Consider the following 16,614-nt stretch of genomic DNA (forward strand, 5'->3'; position numbering starts at 1 on the left):
TCGCTATTGTGCGCAGCCGCCCAGAGACCCGATCGTGGAAACACCACACACAATCGAGCGCTAATGTCCGGTTTGTTCCGCAGGTTTGCTTGTGGAGGGCTCCGAGGGGGTTGGTTCAGGTATGTCCAACGGACCGTATTCGTCCTGGGACAAAATCCGCTGCGCAGCGCGGCTGTCCAGCACGATGATTTCGATTCGTCGATTGGACGCGTCATAAGGGCCGGCACCGTGGAAGCGGATGCGATCGGACATGCCGGAGACACGCAGCAACTTGTCCGAATCCAGGCCGCCGGCGACCAGCTCCTGGCGAGAGGCTTTGGCGCGGTCGGCGGACAAGTCCCAGTTGTTGTAGCCGGCCTCACCGCCGGGATACGGGTGACTGTCGGTATGCCCGCTGATTTGAATGCGATTGGGCAGCTCATTGAGTACGGGGGCGAAGGTCCGCAGGAGCTTGCGTAAGTACGGCGCGACATTGGCGCTGCCCAGTTCGAACATGGGGCGTTTGTCCGTGTCGAGCAACTGCACGCGTAAACCTTCCGGGCTCAGCTCTATCGAAATCTGCTGCTTGAGCTCCCTGAGTTGCGGATCGCGCTCCACGGCACTTTCCAATCGTTGCTTGAGTGACTCCAGGCGGCGGCGTTCCTCGCCGGACAAGTGTTCGGGGCGCTGATTCAGGCGTGCCTGCTCGCCCTGGGAGAAGCGTGGGTCCGGGCCTCCGCCGGGAATTGCACGGGTGCTCGCCGAATTGCGATCGCCTTTGCTCATGGCGACCAGCAAGGGGGTACTGAAATATTCGGCAATGGCATCCTTGTCGCTTTTGCTGGCGTTGGACAATACCCATAACACCAGAAACAGCGCCATGAGCGCGGTCATGAAGTCGGCGAAGGCAATTTTCCAGGCCCCGCCATGATGTCCGTGCGCGGCCTTTTTCTTGCGCCGGATGATGATCGGCTGCTCGCTCATACTTTTTCCAGGCCAAGTGGGGCGTTGCCACCGCTGCCACGCACGTAGCTTTCCAGCTCCAGCGCGCTGGGTCTTTCGCTGGTGTGCAGGGCCTTTCGACCGAACTCAACGGCCAGTTGCGGTGGCAGTCCTTGCAGGCTCGCCAGCAGCGTGACACGAATGCACTGCAGCATCTTGGCGGACTCGGCGGCTTGTCGATCAATCCGGCTGGCCAATGGTGCAACCACGCCGTAGGCCAGGTAGATGCCGAGGAAGGTGCCGACCAGTGCATGGGCAATCATCTGGCCCATCAAGTCCGGACCCACGTCGACCGAGCTCAAGGCTTTGACCACCCCCATGACCGCCGCAACGATGCCGAAGGCCGGTAATGCGTCGCTGACTTTGTACAGGGCGTCGGAGGGCAAATGGGCTTCGTGTTCGAACTCTTCGATTTCGTGCAGCATCAGTTCGTCGAGCTCGTGGGTCTGCATGGCGCTGCTGATCAACAGGCGCAGGTAATCGGTGATGAAATTGATGATCATCGGATCGCTGGCCAGTCGCGGGTACAGGCTGAAAATCGGGCTCTGACCGGGCTCGTCGATATCCCGCTCCAGGGCGAGCATGCCTTCGCGCCGAGCCTTGCTCAGCAGGATATACATCAGCGCCATCAGCTCCATGTACAACGCTTTGTCGTACTTGGCGCTACGTTTGAAGCGTGAGACGGCGTTGAGCGTGGCCCTGATGGCCTTGCCGTTGTTCGCGGCGATGAACGCTCCGATACCGGCCCCTCCAATCATCAGCAGTTCAGTGGGCTGATACAGTGGGCCCAGGCTGCCACCGGACAGGACGAAGCCACCGAACACCGACAAAAGTACAACGGTAAGCCCTATTGCGATGAGCACGTGGTCGTTCCTTAATTTCAAGAAATAGATGACCTGCGGAATATCGGCAGGGGTGTCCAGAACTTGAATTATTTTCTTCGCTTTGCGGCGCGGGCGCGGCGGGGGGGCGGCAGGTGGTGCAGGCAAAATTCCACCGGTGCGCGCAAGCGCCCGGTGGCAAGGGATAAACCCATCTGGATTTACCTGCTCCTTTCAATCGCGGGTTTTTTTGGCGAGGCTTTTTGTTTTACACCTTGCGTACCGGAGGCAGGCGATCGAGCAACTGGGCTTCGATGTCCCGGCGTTTCAAGGTTTTTCCTGCGCGTGACGGCGGTTGGCAGATCCCGCAGACGTAGTTCTGTACCGGTGCGTGAGAGTGCGCAACGAACTCGCCTGAACAGCATGAGCAGCGGATCAGCTCAAGCATGTCGCTTTCAAAAAAACGTACGAGCGTCCAGGCGCGTGTCAGGCCGAGCACCAGCTCACCCTCCTGGTCGCCGACCTGCTCCAGGTAGAGGCGATAGGCTTTGACGAACGCATCGATCCGGTATCCGCCAATTTCGATCATGCTTCGGTACATGCCGTAGAACAGCGATGAGTGGATATTCGGTAGCCATGTGACGAACCAGTCGGTGGAGAAGGGCAGCATGCCCTTGGGCGGAGAGGCTCCTCGAACCTCTTTGTACAGCCGGATGAGGCGTCCACGGCTAAGCGACGTCTCGGTTTCCAGCACCTGCAGGCGTGCGCCCAGTTCAATCAGTTCGATTGCCAGCTGCACTTGCTGCATTTCGGTGACCAGGCTTTTTTCTGACATGGATCAGCCTTCCCCGAACCGTATATCCCCTGAGCGATCGGCGGCTGCCATCAGCAAGGCTGAATGAATTTCCACCATGCCCAGTTCGCGAGCGTTGCCCAGGACTTTGGATAGTCGGTCTGTCTCTTCGAAAACGGGGCGGCAAATCAGTTGGTTGACCCGGGCTAGCTGAGTCATCTGCTTGCTGCTCAGTTTGGTCAGTAGATCCGCCATTTTTTCGCTGAGTTTCAGGCGGAAAATGGCCACCTCTCGGTCTTTGCGCAACAGGTTTTGGGCCAGTAGCAAATATGAAAGATTCAGATCCTGGATATCTTCAAGCTCTGTATTGGTATTTGGCAATTTCTACCCCTCCCCATGGATACTACAGTTTGGCCACACTTCGACGGTGTGACCTCCGGCAGATAAATGTCAAAAACGACAATGACTAAGATGCACTGCGTTGCCGCGAGGGCAAAAAAGTGTTGTGTGTTGTTTTCTTTTGGTTATCCACGTGTTCGACCTTGCCCAAAGGTCATGGAAACCATTTTATTTTTTCTAAAGTATCAGCTTGAATGCACGATAACAGATCGGGGCAGACTATTTGTTGTCTGTTTACACGATTTTTTCGTACACCCCGGATAGTTCCATAGCAATGTGTCGTGACTTGATGTGGCTTGTACGCGCTTCTTATTTTTTATGGTACAAATAGTGGCTTATTGGTATTACGCTGTTCGACGGGACTCGATACGCAGTGTTCAAGTCACTCTTTCGACGATTGATTTGCATGAGTTGACCCAAGTCATTTTGACGCGCGTGCAAAAAGGAACTGACTTGTCCATCCAGCTCCATTATTTGCCTCATGAGCTCAAATTTGCGCTGCTGGCCGGCATCGTCAAGTTTGGCTTGAGCTTCGGCGCGGCGTAAGTAGGCCGCGTCGATCAGGCCCTGGGACTTTAACGTGAAGATGCCATCCCAGTCGGCCCTTTCTGCACATTCGAGAATGCGTCGGGATTGTTCGAGCAGTTGTTCATAAGCGGCGATCAATTGTGTCTGTATCATGTCTACCGCTCTTCCTCGATTTGCGAACCGATGGCTAGCCAGGCGGCGGCGACATTGTTCAGCAAGTCGGCGGCCGTGGTGAGGGCTGTCTCGTCATTCTCGAGGTTTGCTCGAAGCAGGACACGAATGACGTAGTCATAGAGTTGATCAAGTTGCACGGCAATATCGCCGCCTTGCTCAAGGTCCAGTGACGCACGCAGCCCCTGGCTGACAATATTGATTGCCTTGGTAATGGCAATGCCCTTTTCGGCTATGTGGCCAGCCTGCAGGTGCAGGCGTGCGATGCGAATCGACGTCTGGTAGCTGTCGAACAGCATCACAATTCTTTGGTGGGGGGAGGCCGCCAAAATGCCGCTTTCCACGCCCACCTTGGCGTAAGCATTAGCGTCTCGAATGGAACTCATCTAATTTGCTCCGCAGTAGTGTCATCAATCATCGCTATTAAGTGCGTCAAATTGGGTGGTCAGGTAGTCGGAAGTCGAGTTCAGTTCCGATATCAAGGTGTCGAGCTGGGTGAACTCTTCTGTCCAGCGAGCCATTTCCGAGTCGATGAGTGCTTGTTTCTCTTCATAGCGCTCTTCAAGTTGCTCAAGTTTGGATTCCAGGCTGTCGGTCTTGGCGACAATCAAACCGTTATCTTCATTCAGGTAGTTGTCCAGGTCGCTCGACAATTGGGTAATGAATCCTGTGCTGTCATCGGTGCCGATAAAAAATTGGGAAACAGCTTCCATGTCATCTTCCAGCGCACTTGTCAGTGCATCTTCATCAATCAGCAGGGTACCGTCGACTTCCAGGGAAATACCCAGTTGTGACAGGTAGCTGTAAGTCCCGCTGCCAATCGCGCTGTACAGATCGCTGCTCAGTTCACTGCTGATTCGCCGGGTGGTCGAGTCTCCCAGCAGCTCGCCGGCCGTATCCGTATCCGCGTCATAGGAGGTCAACTCGTCCACTGTTGTGACGTAATCGTTATAGGCATCGACGAAGGCGGTAATGGCATCGAGGATCGCATCGGTATCCTGAGCAATCGTCAGGGTTTGAGAGCTGCCGGTGGCGGACAGGCTCAGGGTGACCCCTTGCAAGGCATCTTCGACGGTGTTGCTTTGGCTGCTGATGGCGATGCCGTTGATCGTGAGTTCGGCGTCCAGCGCTTCGACCGTTTCGGTCATGTTGCCCGTGGTGCCGTCGTAGCCGAACAGGCTCGATGCTTGATCGGTGCTGTCCGTGCCCGTGTAGGTCACGGTCATTTCAGATTCGGTTCCGGTGCTGTCTGACGTCAGCACCAGGCGATAGGGGGTGTCGCTGCCGTCATTGACGATGGAGGCGGTGACGCCGGCATCGGCCGCGTTGATAGCATCGCGAATGCCTTGCAGGGTGTTGTTGCTGCTGTCGAGGGTGATCGAGACCGCCTCTTGCGTCCCGACTTGCAGGGTCAGCGTGCCGGTGCCCAGGGCCGTGGTCGTGTCTGCGATGCCGGCAGTGGTGAGGCTTTGGGCCTGGGCCAGTTGTGTCACTTCCAGCGAATAGGTACCGGCCTCGGCTTCGCTGGTGGTTGCGGCCGTCACTCCGCTGCCCGACAGCGTCGTGGTCAAGGACTCGTAAAGGCTCTCATCGGCCAGGGCTTCGACCGCCGTTTGCAAGGTGCTCAGGGCACTGGTCAGTGTCCCATAGGCGGATATTTCGGCGGTCACCGATTCTTCCTGGGCGGTGATCGGGTCCAGCAGGCTGGTCTCTTTCGACTCTTCCAGGCTTTCCAGGATGCTGTCCAGATCCAGTCCGGAGCCGACGCCCAGGGAGGTGATGGTTGCGGTGGAGCTGCTGGTGGAGGTGGTCGTCGCCATAGGTGTCTGTCCTGGTTTGTGCCTGACCTTGCTCGTTTGGGCAAGACGTTGTGTTCGCCCTCAAGGAGGGCGCTTGAACGCAACATCGGCAATCGGTAAACCCATCTTTAGGGCTCGCTCACCTTTTCAACCGTTTCATCAATAAGGGTGTCGGGCGGCGTGCCGCGACCCTGCCTAACAGCCTTTCAGACCTGCATGCTCATCACGTCCTTATAAGCCGTGAGCAATCGGTTACGCACTTGCACACCCATCTGGAAGGCAATGCTGGCTTTCTGCGAGTCGGCCATCACATCACTGAGCGACACCGCAGCACTGCCCGCCTGGAAGGCGTTGGATTGGCTGGTAGCGGTTTGCTGAAGTTGATTGATGCGCTGTAGCGATGCCTGAAGTTCTCCGGCGAACCCACTGCTCGACACGCTGGTGAGGTTACGGGGGCTTGCCCCTTCGGCCTGCTCGGCAAGGCTCGTCAGTTGTTGCAAGGCATTGGTAAGGGCGGACGAATTCATGACGCAAGACCCGTATGTAGCGATTAGGCCAGCAGATTACCAAGCCCGCAGGCCCGTACATTCGTTCAAATGACGACAAAAGCGATGGCTTTTCCGGCCTTTAGCTTTCGGCATTTTCGCCAGAATGAAGCTCTGCCAGCCGTCCCGATTCCTGCGACGCCCATGGGTGTTGCCGCAGCGGGAGGCTGTTCGACTACTACTGCTACCGGACTCTGCAATGTCTTTCGTACCAGCCCTATCCTCGCTATCGAGGTGCTCGTGAGTACCGCAGTTCTGGCCAAGGGCGCGCCTAAGAACATTCCGGTCAGTGTTCCAGCCAAGCCGTTGGCGGCGTTGTCGAGCCTGTTTCGCAGTCAGCCGTTACTGCCCCTGTTGTTGGCGGGCGCGGCGGTCATTGCAACCTTAGTGGCGTTGTTGCTGTGGGCGCGAGAGCCGGAGTATCGCGTGCTTTTTTCCAGCCTCAGCGAAGCGGACGGCGGGCAAATCATCGGTGAACTGGACAAGCGCGGGATTGCGTATCGTTTGGGCGAAGGGGGCAACACCATCATGGTGCCCAGCGACAAGATGAACGCATTGCGCCTGCAATTGGCCGAACAAGGCTTGCCCAAGGGCGGCAGCATCGGTTTCGAATTGTTGGACAGGCAGGCGTTCGGTGTCAGCCAGTTTGCCGAGCATCTGAATTATCAGCGCGGCCTGGAAGGTGAACTGTCACGGACCATCGAGTCTCTGGGGCCGGTAGCGAAGGCGCGTGTTCATCTGGTCATGGCCAAGCAGTCGGTCTTTGTTCGCGATCGAGAGGCGGCGCGGGCGTCTGTGGTGCTGACCTTGCAGCCCGGCCGCGAGTTGGGGCCGAGCCAGACCAGTGCCATTGTGCATCTGGTTACCTCCAGTGTGCCGGAACTGAACGTGGATGCTGTCACCGTGGTGGACCAGAATGGTCGCCTGTTGTCCCAGACGCACAGCGACAACAGCGGCCTTGATGGGTCGCAACTCAGCTATGTGCGTGAAGTAGAGCGTTCCTACCAGCGCCGTATCGAGGACATCCTCACCCCCTTGCTGGGCAATCAGAATGTTCACGCCCAAGTGGTCGCCCAGATCGACTTTTCCAGCCGCGAAAGCACCGCTGAACGTTACGCGCCCAATCAGGACCCCAACGAGGCGGCAGTGCGCAGTAAACAGACCTCTGAGCATGTGTTGGAAGAGGATGGCGCGGGGCGAGGTGTTCCTGGCGCGCTGACCAACACACCACCCAATACCCCGGCACCGACTCGCGCCACGGCACCTGCACCTGCGCCCGGCACCGCGCCGGCCGCGGCCGCTGGCACTGCAAACGCAGCCGAGACGCAGGGCGGCAAGTCGCTGCAAAGCGAGCGCATGATCAACTACGAAGTCGACCGTAACGTCGAGCACGTCAAATCGGGCCAGGGCAACATTCAGCGCCTGACGACGGCGGTGGTGGTCAACTACCGCACGGTGCTCAAGGACGGTACGCCAACGCCGGAGCCGTTGAGCAAGGAAGAGCTGGAGAACATCAACAACCTGGTGCGCCAGGCCATGGGCTTCACGGAAAGTCGGGGCGATGCCTTGCAAGTGATCAACAGCCCATTTGTCGAGACCGATACGGCGGTGACCGAGCCGGCATGGTGGAAAACCCCCGAGGCCTACAACCTGTTGATGAGCGCTTTGCGCTACTTGCTGGTCGGTTTTGCCGCGTTGACCCTGTGGTGGCTGGTGCTCAGGCCGATGCAGCGGCGCAATGCCGAGATGAACCGGCGCGTCCCAGGGGCCCTGGCTGAGCCGGGGGCCGCCCTCGTGCCAACCACCATGGGCACCGGTCTCATGGTCGCCAATCAGGACCATGCGCCGCAAACCCTGCCGCGCAAATCGGCCGTGTACGAGCAGAACATGCAGAGCTTGCAGCAGATCGCTGCCGAAGACCCAAGACTGGTCGCCATGATCGTGCGCGGGTGGATGAAAAAAAATGACTAACAAGATGAGCGGGTCTCGCCGCAGTGCAATTTTGCTGTTGTCGCTCGATGCCGACAGCGCCGCCGAAGTGTTCAAGTTCCTGCCGAGCTCGGACGTCGAAGCCATCAGTATGGAAATGGCACGTCTGAGCCAGGTGTCCCATGATGAAATGCGTCAGGTCCTGGAAGAGTTCATGGACGAGACCGATCAATATGCGGCCATCAACATCCAGACCAGCGACCATATTCGCGCGGTATTGACCAAGGCCCTGGGCAGTGAGCGTGCGGCCAGCCTGATCGACGATATCCTGGAGAGCACCAACACCGGTTCCGGCATCGACAAGCTGAACCTGATGGAAGCCTCGATGGTTGCCGAGATGATTCGTGACGAGCATCCACAGATTATCGCGACCATCCTCGTGCATCTGGAGCGCCCTCAGGCATCCGATATTCTCCAACTGCTGCCCGACCGCCTGCGCAACGACATTATTTTGCGGATCGCGACCTTCAGCGGTGTGCAACCGGTAGCGTTGCAGGAACTGACGGAAGTGCTGGGCGTCATGCTCGATGGGCAAAGCCTCAAGCGCAGCAAAATGGGCGGGGTAAGAACGGCGGCGGAAATCCTCAACCTGATGAGTTCCTCGCACGAAGAACTGGCCATCGAAACCGTACGCCTGCACAACGAAGACCTGGCCCAGAAGATCCTCGACGAGATGTTCCTGTTCGAGAACCTCATCGAGGTGGACGATCGCGGCATCCAGTTGTTGCTTCAGCAGGTCGAGAACAACTCGTTGGCGGTTGCTCTCAAAGGCGCGCCGCCGGCCTTGCTCGAACGCTTCCTCAACAATATGTCGCAACGTGCCGCGCAATTGTTCCGTGAAGACATGGAGGCACGCGGGCCGATCCGCATGTCCCAGATCGAGGCCGAGCAGAAGGCCATTCTGCAGGTGGTCCGACGCTTGTCCGACAGCGGCGAAATCGTGACTGCGCGCGGGAATGACGCTTATGTCTGAGTACTCGCACGCGCCGGACAACGAGCGTTGGCAAACCTGGCAAATGGACCCGCTGGGCAGCAATGAGGTGCCTGCCCCGGATCCGGAGATGAGTCATCGGGAGTTGCGGCGCAAGCAAGCTTTTCAGCACAGGCTGGAAATGCAGGCGCTACGCGAGAAAACCGTCAGCGAGGCGCAGCAGATCGGGCATGCCCAAGGGATGGAGCAAGGGTATGCGCAGGGGCTGAGCGAAGGTCGCCAGGCCGCTGCGCTGGAGTTGCAACAACAGGTGCTACAGACGTTGCAGCCGTTGCTTGAGCTGTGCCAGAACTTTGATCAGGCGCTCAAGCAGATGGATGCGCATATTGCTCGCCAGTTGACCCGGATTGCCCTTGATGCCGCGCAACAACTGGCCGGGGAGGCCCTGACCGCGCAGCCGGAGCAGGTCATCGCCATTGTGCAGAGGATGCTCCATAGCGACCCCGAGCTGACCGGAAAACCGCGCCTGTGGTTGAACCCGGATGACTTGCTATTGGTTCACCGCAGCCTTGGCGAACAGATTGCCGCTGCCGGGTGGGCCTTGCACGCCGATACGGCGATTTTGCCCGGCGGTTGCCGAGTAGTCAGCGCCAGCGGTGAGTTGGATGCCACGCGCCAGTCACGCCTGGGGATGTTGAGTCGCAGTACTGAGCGGGCACTCGACAATGCGGTGGCGATCCTCGGCGAGCAGCCATGACCCACGGCAATCTGCATATCGAACGCTGGAGTGGCGTCCTGGATACTTTTGAAGGGGCGCCATTGCGTGTCGCCGATTACCTGCGCAGCGGACGGATTGTCCGCGCCACCGGCATGGTTCTTGAGGCGGTGGGGCTGCGCCTGCCCTTGGGGGGCGCCTGTCTCATTGAGTTGGCCGCGCAAAGTCAGGCCTGCCTGCAATCGGTTTATGCCGAGGCGCAAGTGGTCGGTTTTGCCGGTGAAATCCTGTACCTGATGCCCTTGGAGGAAATCCAGGGGTTGCAACCGGGCGCGCGGGTGCTTGCGTCGCTGGATTGTCTGGAGGGCGAGGCGGGAGCACGCCATTTTCCGCTGGGCATGTCGCTGCTCGGGCGGGTGCTGGACAGCAGTGGACAGCCGCTGGATGGCCGGGGGCCGCTGCTGGGCGCCCATTACGCCAGTCTGCACACGCAGCCGCTCAACCCACTCAAGCGTGCCCCGATCGACCGTCAGATCGATGTCGGTATTCGTGCCATCAATGCCTTGCTGTGTGTCGGTCGCGGCCAGCGCCTGGGCCTGTTCGCCGGATCCGGCGTCGGCAAATCGGTATTGCTTGGCATGATGGCGCGCTACACCCAGGCCGATGTCATCGTGGTCGGTCTGATCGGCGAGCGGGGCAGGGAAGTCCAGGACTTCATCGATAACATCCTGGGCGAAGACGGGTTGCGCCGTTCCGTGGTCGTCGCCGCGCCGGCCGACACGTCGCCGCTGCAACGGTTGCAGGGGGCGGTGTATGCGACGCGCCTGGCCGAGGATTTTCGCGACCAGGGCAAGGATGTCCTGTTGATCATGGATTCGTTGACCCGCTATGCCATGGCCCAGCGTGAAATCGCCCTGGCCGTGGGTGAGCCTCCGGCGACCAAGGGCTATCCACCCTCGGTGTTCGCCAAATTGCCGAAACTCGTTGAGCGCACTGGCAATGGCCCTCTGGGAGGGGGATCAATCACCGCGTTTTATACGGTGCTCAGCGAGGGCGACGATCAGCAGGATCCGATTGCCGACGCGGCACGGGCGATTCTGGATGGGCACATCGTTCTGTCTCGTCACCTGGCCGAATGCGGGCATTACCCGGCCATCGATATCGAAGCGTCGATCAGCCGGGCGATGACAGCCATCGCCAGTGAGTCGCAGCAGCGCAAGGCACAACAGCTCAAGCAAATGCTCTCACGCTACCAGCGCAATCGCGACTTGATCAGCGTCGGCGCCTATGCGCCAGGGCACGATGCCCAGCTCGATCGCGCCGTTGGCATGTATCCGCACATCGAGCGATTCCTGCAACAACGCATCAATGACCGTGCAAGCCTGGAAGAGACCGTATCCGGGCTCAACCTCTTGTTCCCTGGTAAATGATCCTTCCTGGCGAGTAATCAATGATGGTTAATCAGTCCCTCGACCTGCTTATCGAACTGTCCGCCAAAGCGCGGGATGTGGCGGCGCGTGCATTGGCGCAGAGTCGCCAGGCCGAGCAGCAGGTGATCAATCAGTTGCGCACACTGGATGAGTATCAGCAGGAGTACCGGCAGAACTTGCAACGCGAACTGCTCAAGGAGGGCATGAGCCCCTCGGCCCTGACGAATTACCGTGGCTTTCTGCATTCGCTGGAAGAGGCCGTCGATCGGGCACAAAAGAGCCTGGAGCGTCACCGAAAACAGGTGGCCCAGCATCAACTGACCTGGATGGCGCAGTGGCACAAGGTCAATGCCTTTGAAGCATTGGTCAGTCGTCGGGCGCAGCAGGAGCGGCTGCTGGCCGGGCGTGTCGAGCAACGGCAAACCGATGAGATGGCCAGCCAGATGCATCAGCGTCTCGACCGTTTCCTGACCTCCATCGACAACCGTTTCTAGAGGACACCATGGATATCATCGCTTCGTTCGCCTCATCGTCGGCGGCCTTGTCTCAAGCTGATGCATCAAGCTCGCCCCAGGGCAGGGCTGCCGAGTCATTTGCATCGGTACTGAGCCAGCTGGGCGAGGCTGCGGCGAGCAATGATCCGACCGGGTCGACGGTTTCGACCGATGACAGCAGGGCTCTGGCGGGAACGACGGTGCCGGCCACCGAGCCCCCTGCGCCGACTCCCACGTCTTCGACGATCAACCAGGCGTTGGCGCCCGCGAGCCATGACGCTGCTGCGGTCCAAGAGACTGAGCTGTCAACGATGTTGCCGGGTGCGGTGGCGCAGGAGGCCGTTCTCGAGCCCGTCCAGCAACCGGAACCGACGTGCTTGCCGTCTCCTGCTGTTCAACCGGGCCAGCAAGTGGCGGCCGCCCGGGCAGAACAGGACGCCCTACCCACGGACGACGATCCCGATCTGGATATCTACGCCACGGCAGGAGACCTGGGTGAAAACGTTGAACAGGATGCCATGGACGGTACGGATGCCCATGACAGCAAGCTGGAGGATATTCGTCAGCGCATGGATCTGATTCAAAGTGCCGGCCAGCTTGATCCGGCTTTGTTGGTCGTGGCGCCCATGGGGCCTCAACCGGTCGTGGCACTCGCTGTCGCCAGCCAGGAAGTTGTGTCGGCGGACCCCGACACGTTGGTCAGCCCCAACACAAACCTGCCGACGTCGAATCCTGTGCTTGAGAACAGCGAGTCAGAGGCCCCTGTGGATACGTCCGTGCGGATGGAGGTGCAGGGGGCTGTGCCGGCATTGGGCGGTGCGGTTGCCGATGCGCTGCAAGACGTACGAAAGCAGAGCGATAATATGCCGGTCTCCGGTCAGGTCGAAGGCACTGTCAGTGGCGATGTACCAGGCGCTTTCAACTTGGTATTGCCGGCCTTGAACAGTGTCGGCTTGAGCAGTGCCGACAAAGTCGTGGCCAATGGCCTGACGCTCTCTGCCGCCATTGGCACAACCGACTGGCAGGACGGCTTGGGGCAACAGGTGATCGACATGATCACGCGCGGCGAGCAACAGGTCGACCTGAAGTTGAACCCGGCCGGGCTTGGTCCGCTGTCCATTAGTCTCAACCTCAGTGATGGCAACACTCAAGCGCAGTTCCAGTCGGCGCATGCCTCGGTGCGTACCGCGGTAGAGCAGGCATTGCCGCAGCTGCGAGAAGCCCTGGCTTCCCAAGGCATTTCATTGGGCCAGGCTTCGGTCAGCGATGAGTCCTCGCGTCAGGCGTCAGGCGATCAGGCTCGGCACGACGCCCAAGGCAGCCGCAGTGGCGTGAACAGTCTCGCCTCGGCGCCGAGCGAAGATGACGCGGCGGTACAAAGCATCGTTGTGCGCAGTTCGGGCGTCGACTTGTACGTCTGAATAGCAAATCAAAACAGCAAGATACCGCCGTTACCCTGGTCTTATTGCCCCATGGGGAGACCGGGTGGTTGTTCATACTTGAGCCCTGCCCACCGTTCTCCTTCTTTCCAGGGTTCCAACCGATGACCACCACCCGCAAAACCCCCTGGCTCTTGATTCTGTTGCTGGCGATGGTCGCCGCTGCAGCCAGCTCCGGCGGCATGTATGTCTTTATGAGCCACAACAGGACCGCTGTCGACGAGACGGCGAAAGTTGCAGCCGTGGAGAACAAGCCCCAGGCGCCGCGGCTGGTCACGATTGCGCCGATGACGGTCAATCTTCAGAACGAGCGCAATGAGCAAAGCCTGCTGTATGTGGGGTTCGTGCTAGAGGTGGGAAATGAAGCGACGCAGGTATTCCTGCAGCAGTACATGCCGCAGATTCGCAGCCAGCTTTTGACACTGTTGAGTGGGCAGGACAGTACGCAACTGGCCAATCCGCAGGGCAAGGAGCGCCTCGTTGCCAACATACTCGAAATGCTCAAGCACTCCTCGACGGCACAGCCGTCGGAGCTCTCGGTGCTCAATGTTCTGTACACCGACTTTATCGTGCAGTGACCCATGGCTATAGACGATTTGCTCTCCCAGGACGAGATCGACATGTTGATTCGCGGCGGTGTCGACGACGACGCCCCGGATGATGCCGCTACGCTCAAGGATGCCGATGTTCGTCCATACGATCCGGCGACTCAGCATCGGGTGATCCATGAGCGCTTACACGCTCTGGATATCATCAACGAGCGTTTCGCCCGCTACTTGCGCATGAGCCTGTTCAACCTGATCAGGCGCAGCATCGATATCACCGTCACCAGCGTGCGCTACCAAAGCTACAGCGACTTTTCCCTGCACATGCCGATGCCCACCAACATCAATCTGTTGGCGATGAAGCCGCTGCGCGGTACCGCGTTGGTGGTATTTCCGCCCAGTGTGGTGTTCATGGTCGTGGACAACCTGTTCGGTGGAGATGGCCGTTTCGTGACCAAGTCCGAAGGCCGGGAATTCACCCACACCGAGCAGCGCATCATCCGGCGTTTACTGGGCTTGACGGTGGACGCCTACAAAGACGCGTGGAAGTCTGTCTATCCCCTGGAAATCGAATACCTGCGTTCGGAGATGCAGGCCAAGTTCGCCAACATCACCAGTTCACCGAATGAAATCGTAGTCAATGCCACGTTTCATTTGGAGGTCGGCAACCTCTCCAGTGATTTCAACATCGTGATCCCCTACCTGATGATCGAACCGATGCGTCAGCTGCTTAACGGCCCTCTGACCGATGTCAATCCCGAAGAGGAGCGGCAATGGAACAAGCGCATGGCTGGCGAAATTACCCACTCAGAGATCGAGCTGATCGCCGACTTTGTCGAGATGGATGCGCGGGTCGGGCAAGTCATGGCGCTGAAAGTCGGTGACGTCCTGCCTATCGAACTGCCTGACATCGTCAGTGCTCGTGTCGACGGGGTGCCTGTCATGAAGTGCGAATTCGGTAGCCAGAACGGCGTGCGTGCCTTGCTCGTGAAGGAGTTGGTCGATCACTCCCTGGGCCTTGCCTCTTCCACTTCAACCAGCAAGTTCATCAAGGGCCATGTGTCCACCGCCAAGGAGTCTGACCATGACTGATTCAAGCCAAATCGAGCCACAGGAGGTCGATGACTGGGCCAGCGCCATGGCCGAGCAGGGCGCCGAGCCCCAGACCGATGACCCTTGGGCCACGGCCCTTGCCGAACAGGGCGAGGCGCAGGAAACCGCTGAACAGGCTGCCGCAGGCGTCGGCACCAGCGTCTTCAAGCCACTGCCGGTTCCACCACCCGTGGCCGCCGCGCGGGAGCTGGAGATGATCATGGACATTCCGGTCAAGTTGAGCGTCGAGCTTGGCCGCACGCGGATCACCATCAAGCAGTTGCTCGAGCTGGCCCAGGGTTCGGTACTGGCGCTCGACGGCCTGGCGGGTGAACCCATGGACATCTTGATCAACAGCTACCTGATTGCCCAGGGGGAAGTGGTGGTCGTGGATGAGAAGTACGGCATCCGGATCACGGAGATCATCACCCCTTCCGAACGCGTACAAAAGCTCAACCGATGAGTCAGTTCAACCAGACACCCCCGGTGCCCCTTGGCGTCCCCTCGGACAGCCTGATGAACCTGGCATTACTCGGCAAGACCGCGTTGGCGCTGGGGCTGGTGGTCGCCTGCGTCTTGCTCTGCGGCTGGCTCGCCCGTCGTGTCGGAGTGCGCACCTTGAAGCCCGGTAACGTGATGCGCGTGGTCAGCAGCACAAGCCTGGGGCAGCGTGAGAAAGTGGTGATCGTCGAAGTTCAGGGCAAGTGGCTGGTGCTGGGGGTGACTGCGCAACAGGTCAGTGCGTTATCGCAGATGGATGCGCCGCCAGCCGACGCCGAGGGCGCCACCGCGACCGGCGATGGTTTTGCCGAGCGCCTGGCCGCTGCGCTGCGGCGCAGTAGCCCGCGCAGCGACGATCAGCCGGGGAGTCCGTCATGAGCAGGTCGGTTGCTTTTGCGCGGGGCTTGAAACGGGCGGCGCTGTCGGCCTTGTTGCTGGTTTCGCTGATGGCCAATGCCCAGGCTGAACCGGCGCTTCAGGAGTTGGCCGCTTTCACCGGGCAGGCTGGCGGTCAGCAATGGTCACTGAGCCTGCAAACCCTGTTGCTGCTCAGTGCCATGGCGTTCCTGCCGGCAGTGCTGCTGATGATGACCGGCTTTACCCGCATTATCATCGTCCTGGGTTTGCTGCGTACCGCCATTGGCACCACATCGGCGCCACCGAACCAGGTGTTGCTGGGGCTGTCGTTATTCCTGACGTTTTTCGTCATGTCCCCGACCCTCGATCAGGCCTATGAAAAAGCCTGGCTGCCCTTTTCCAAGGACGAGATCACGGTTGAGCAGTTTCTCGACCAGGCGAGTCAGCCGTTTCGCACGTTCATGCTGACCCAGACGCGTCAGGGCGACCTCGCGCTGTTTGCGCGCCTGGCCCAGATCGAAGACTTGCAAGGCCCTGAAGACGTGCCGATGCGGGTATTGCTGCCGTCCTTTGTCACCAGCGAACTGAAGACGGCGTTCCAGGCCGGTTTTACGATCTTCATTCCGTTCTTGATCATCGATCTGGTGGTCGCCAGCGTGCTCATGGCGCTGGGCATGATGATGGTGCCGCCGTCGACGATTTCGCTGCCGTTCAAGCTGATGCTGTTTGTGCTGGTCGATGGCTGGCAGTTGCTGCTCGGCTCACTGGCGCAAAGTTTTTTCACCTGATGATGTGGCTTGGAGGACGTGGACAATGACACCGGAAATGGTCATGGACCTGGCTTACAAAGGGATGCGCATGAGTATGGTCGTGGCGGGCCCCGTGTTGTTCGTGACCCTGTTTATCGGTTTGCTGGTGAGCCTTTTCCAGGCCGCGACGCAGATCAACGAATCCACGCTGTCGTTCATCCCAAAAATTATCGGGGTGTGCGTGGTGCTGGTGCTGGCGGGTCCGCTGATCATGGAAATGTTGGTCGACTATACCCGCGCGCTGTTTAGCAGTTTGCCTACGCTGATCGGCTGAC

Annotated in this window: 20 protein-coding genes; 12 read left to right on the forward strand and 8 right to left on the reverse strand. The window is 59.3% G+C overall.

The genetic code is table 11. The annotated features are described in order from the left end of the window. Positions 1 to 60: 60 nt before the first annotated feature. From motB to fliE, 8 genes are all read right to left on the reverse strand, one after another. Positions 61 to 963: a flagellar motor protein MotB gene (motB, locus tag GFU70_RS10875; RefSeq protein ID WP_058546293.1), complete on the reverse strand. Its 903-nt coding sequence runs from the start codon at positions 961 to 963 to the stop codon at positions 61 to 63. Further along, on the reverse strand, positions 960 to 1,844 hold the full coding sequence (gene motA, locus GFU70_RS10880; protein WP_058546292.1) for a flagellar motor stator protein MotA: 885 nt from the start codon (positions 1,842 to 1,844) through the stop codon (positions 960 to 962). The genes motB and motA overlap by 4 nt, the downstream gene beginning before the upstream one ends. A 226-nt stretch (positions 1,845 to 2,070) precedes the next feature. Beyond that, positions 2,071 to 2,637, reverse strand: a complete 567-nt coding sequence (flhC, locus tag GFU70_RS10885) for a flagellar transcriptional regulator FlhC (protein WP_058546291.1) — start codon at positions 2,635 to 2,637, stop codon at positions 2,071 to 2,073. A 3-nt stretch (positions 2,638 to 2,640) separates the two neighbouring features. Next, a complete protein-coding gene (gene flhD, locus GFU70_RS10890) occupies positions 2,641 to 2,976 on the reverse strand; it encodes a flagellar transcriptional regulator FlhD (RefSeq protein ID WP_058546290.1) in 336 nt (111 codons plus the stop codon). Positions 2,977 to 3,303: 327 nt separating this feature from the next. After that, the gene (locus GFU70_RS10895) at positions 3,304 to 3,675 is read right to left on the reverse strand and encodes a flagellar protein FliT (RefSeq protein ID WP_058546289.1); all 372 of its coding nucleotides are present in this window, start codon (positions 3,673 to 3,675) and stop codon (positions 3,304 to 3,306) included. Between the two features lie 2 nt (positions 3,676 to 3,677). Then, positions 3,678 to 4,079, reverse strand: a complete 402-nt coding sequence (gene fliS / locus GFU70_RS10900; RefSeq protein WP_058546288.1) for a flagellar export chaperone FliS — start codon at positions 4,077 to 4,079, stop codon at positions 3,678 to 3,680. Positions 4,080 to 4,103: 24 nt separating this feature from the next. Further along, positions 4,104 to 5,513 carry a flagellar filament capping protein FliD gene (gene fliD, locus GFU70_RS10905; protein ID WP_153388017.1) on the reverse strand — a complete coding sequence of 470 codons (1,410 nt, stop codon included), beginning with the start codon at positions 5,511 to 5,513 and terminating at the stop codon, positions 4,104 to 4,106. Between the two features lie 185 nt (positions 5,514 to 5,698). Further along, complete coding sequence (gene fliE / locus GFU70_RS10910; protein ID WP_058546286.1) at positions 5,699 to 6,019, reverse strand: flagellar hook-basal body complex protein FliE; 321 nt, start codon at positions 6,017 to 6,019, stop codon at positions 5,699 to 5,701. Positions 6,020 to 6,277: 258 nt separating this feature from the next. On the opposite strand from fliE, the gene fliF reads away from it, so the two are divergent. The 12 genes from fliF (at position 6,278) to fliQ (ending at position 16,613) form a co-directional block, all read left to right on the forward strand. Further along, positions 6,278 to 8,008: a flagellar basal-body MS-ring/collar protein FliF gene (gene fliF, locus GFU70_RS10915; RefSeq protein ID WP_153388018.1), complete on the forward strand. Its 1,731-nt coding sequence runs from the start codon at positions 6,278 to 6,280 to the stop codon at positions 8,006 to 8,008. Between the two features lie 4 nt (positions 8,009 to 8,012). Continuing rightward, entirely contained in the window at positions 8,013 to 8,999 is a 987-nt protein-coding gene (gene fliG, locus GFU70_RS10920; RefSeq protein WP_226921095.1) for a flagellar motor switch protein FliG, read from the forward strand. Beyond that, positions 8,992 to 9,714, forward strand: a complete 723-nt coding sequence (locus tag GFU70_RS10925) for a FliH/SctL family protein (protein ID WP_116642520.1) — start codon at positions 8,992 to 8,994, stop codon at positions 9,712 to 9,714. Before fliG ends, GFU70_RS10925 begins: the two co-directional genes overlap by 8 nt. 11 nt (positions 9,715 to 9,725) lie before the next feature. Beyond that, entirely contained in the window at positions 9,726 to 11,102 is a 1,377-nt protein-coding gene (gene fliI, locus GFU70_RS10930; RefSeq protein ID WP_175360227.1) for a flagellar protein export ATPase FliI, read from the forward strand. 20 nt (positions 11,103 to 11,122) lie between these two features. Continuing rightward, positions 11,123 to 11,596 carry a flagellar export protein FliJ gene (gene fliJ, locus GFU70_RS10935; protein ID WP_064106795.1) on the forward strand — a complete coding sequence of 158 codons (474 nt, stop codon included), beginning with the start codon at positions 11,123 to 11,125 and terminating at the stop codon, positions 11,594 to 11,596. Between the two features lie 8 nt (positions 11,597 to 11,604). Further along, entirely contained in the window at positions 11,605 to 13,017 is a 1,413-nt protein-coding gene (locus tag GFU70_RS10940) for a flagellar hook-length control protein FliK (RefSeq protein WP_153388019.1), read from the forward strand. A 122-nt stretch (positions 13,018 to 13,139) separates the two neighbouring features. Beyond that, positions 13,140 to 13,613, forward strand: coding sequence for a flagellar basal body-associated protein FliL (fliL, locus tag GFU70_RS10945; RefSeq protein ID WP_058546280.1), 474 nt, complete (start codon positions 13,140 to 13,142; stop codon positions 13,611 to 13,613). Positions 13,614 to 13,616: 3 nt separating this feature from the next. Continuing rightward, positions 13,617 to 14,672 (forward strand): flagellar motor switch protein FliM, encoded by a 1,056-nt coding sequence (fliM, locus tag GFU70_RS10950; RefSeq protein WP_153388020.1) that lies wholly within the window; start codon positions 13,617 to 13,619, stop codon positions 14,670 to 14,672. Next, positions 14,665 to 15,135, forward strand: a complete 471-nt coding sequence (gene fliN / locus GFU70_RS10955) for a flagellar motor switch protein FliN (RefSeq protein WP_058546278.1) — start codon at positions 14,665 to 14,667, stop codon at positions 15,133 to 15,135. Before fliM ends, fliN begins: the two co-directional genes overlap by 8 nt. Continuing rightward, positions 15,132 to 15,551: a flagellar biosynthetic protein FliO gene (gene fliO, locus GFU70_RS10960; RefSeq protein ID WP_058546277.1), complete on the forward strand. Its 420-nt coding sequence runs from the start codon at positions 15,132 to 15,134 to the stop codon at positions 15,549 to 15,551. The genes fliN and fliO overlap by 4 nt, the downstream gene beginning before the upstream one ends. Then, positions 15,548 to 16,318: a flagellar type III secretion system pore protein FliP gene (fliP, locus tag GFU70_RS10965; protein WP_153388021.1), complete on the forward strand. Its 771-nt coding sequence runs from the start codon at positions 15,548 to 15,550 to the stop codon at positions 16,316 to 16,318. Before fliO ends, fliP begins: the two co-directional genes overlap by 4 nt. Positions 16,319 to 16,343: 25 nt before the next feature. Then, entirely contained in the window at positions 16,344 to 16,613 is a 270-nt protein-coding gene (fliQ, locus tag GFU70_RS10970; RefSeq protein WP_058546275.1) for a flagellar biosynthesis protein FliQ, read from the forward strand. The last annotated feature ends 1 nt before the right edge of the window (position 16,614 follow it).

Origin of the sequence: Pseudomonas brassicacearum (assembly GCF_009601685.2) — a bacterium.
GTDB classification, from domain to species: domain Bacteria; phylum Pseudomonadota; class Gammaproteobacteria; order Pseudomonadales; family Pseudomonadaceae; genus Aquipseudomonas; species Aquipseudomonas kilonensis_B.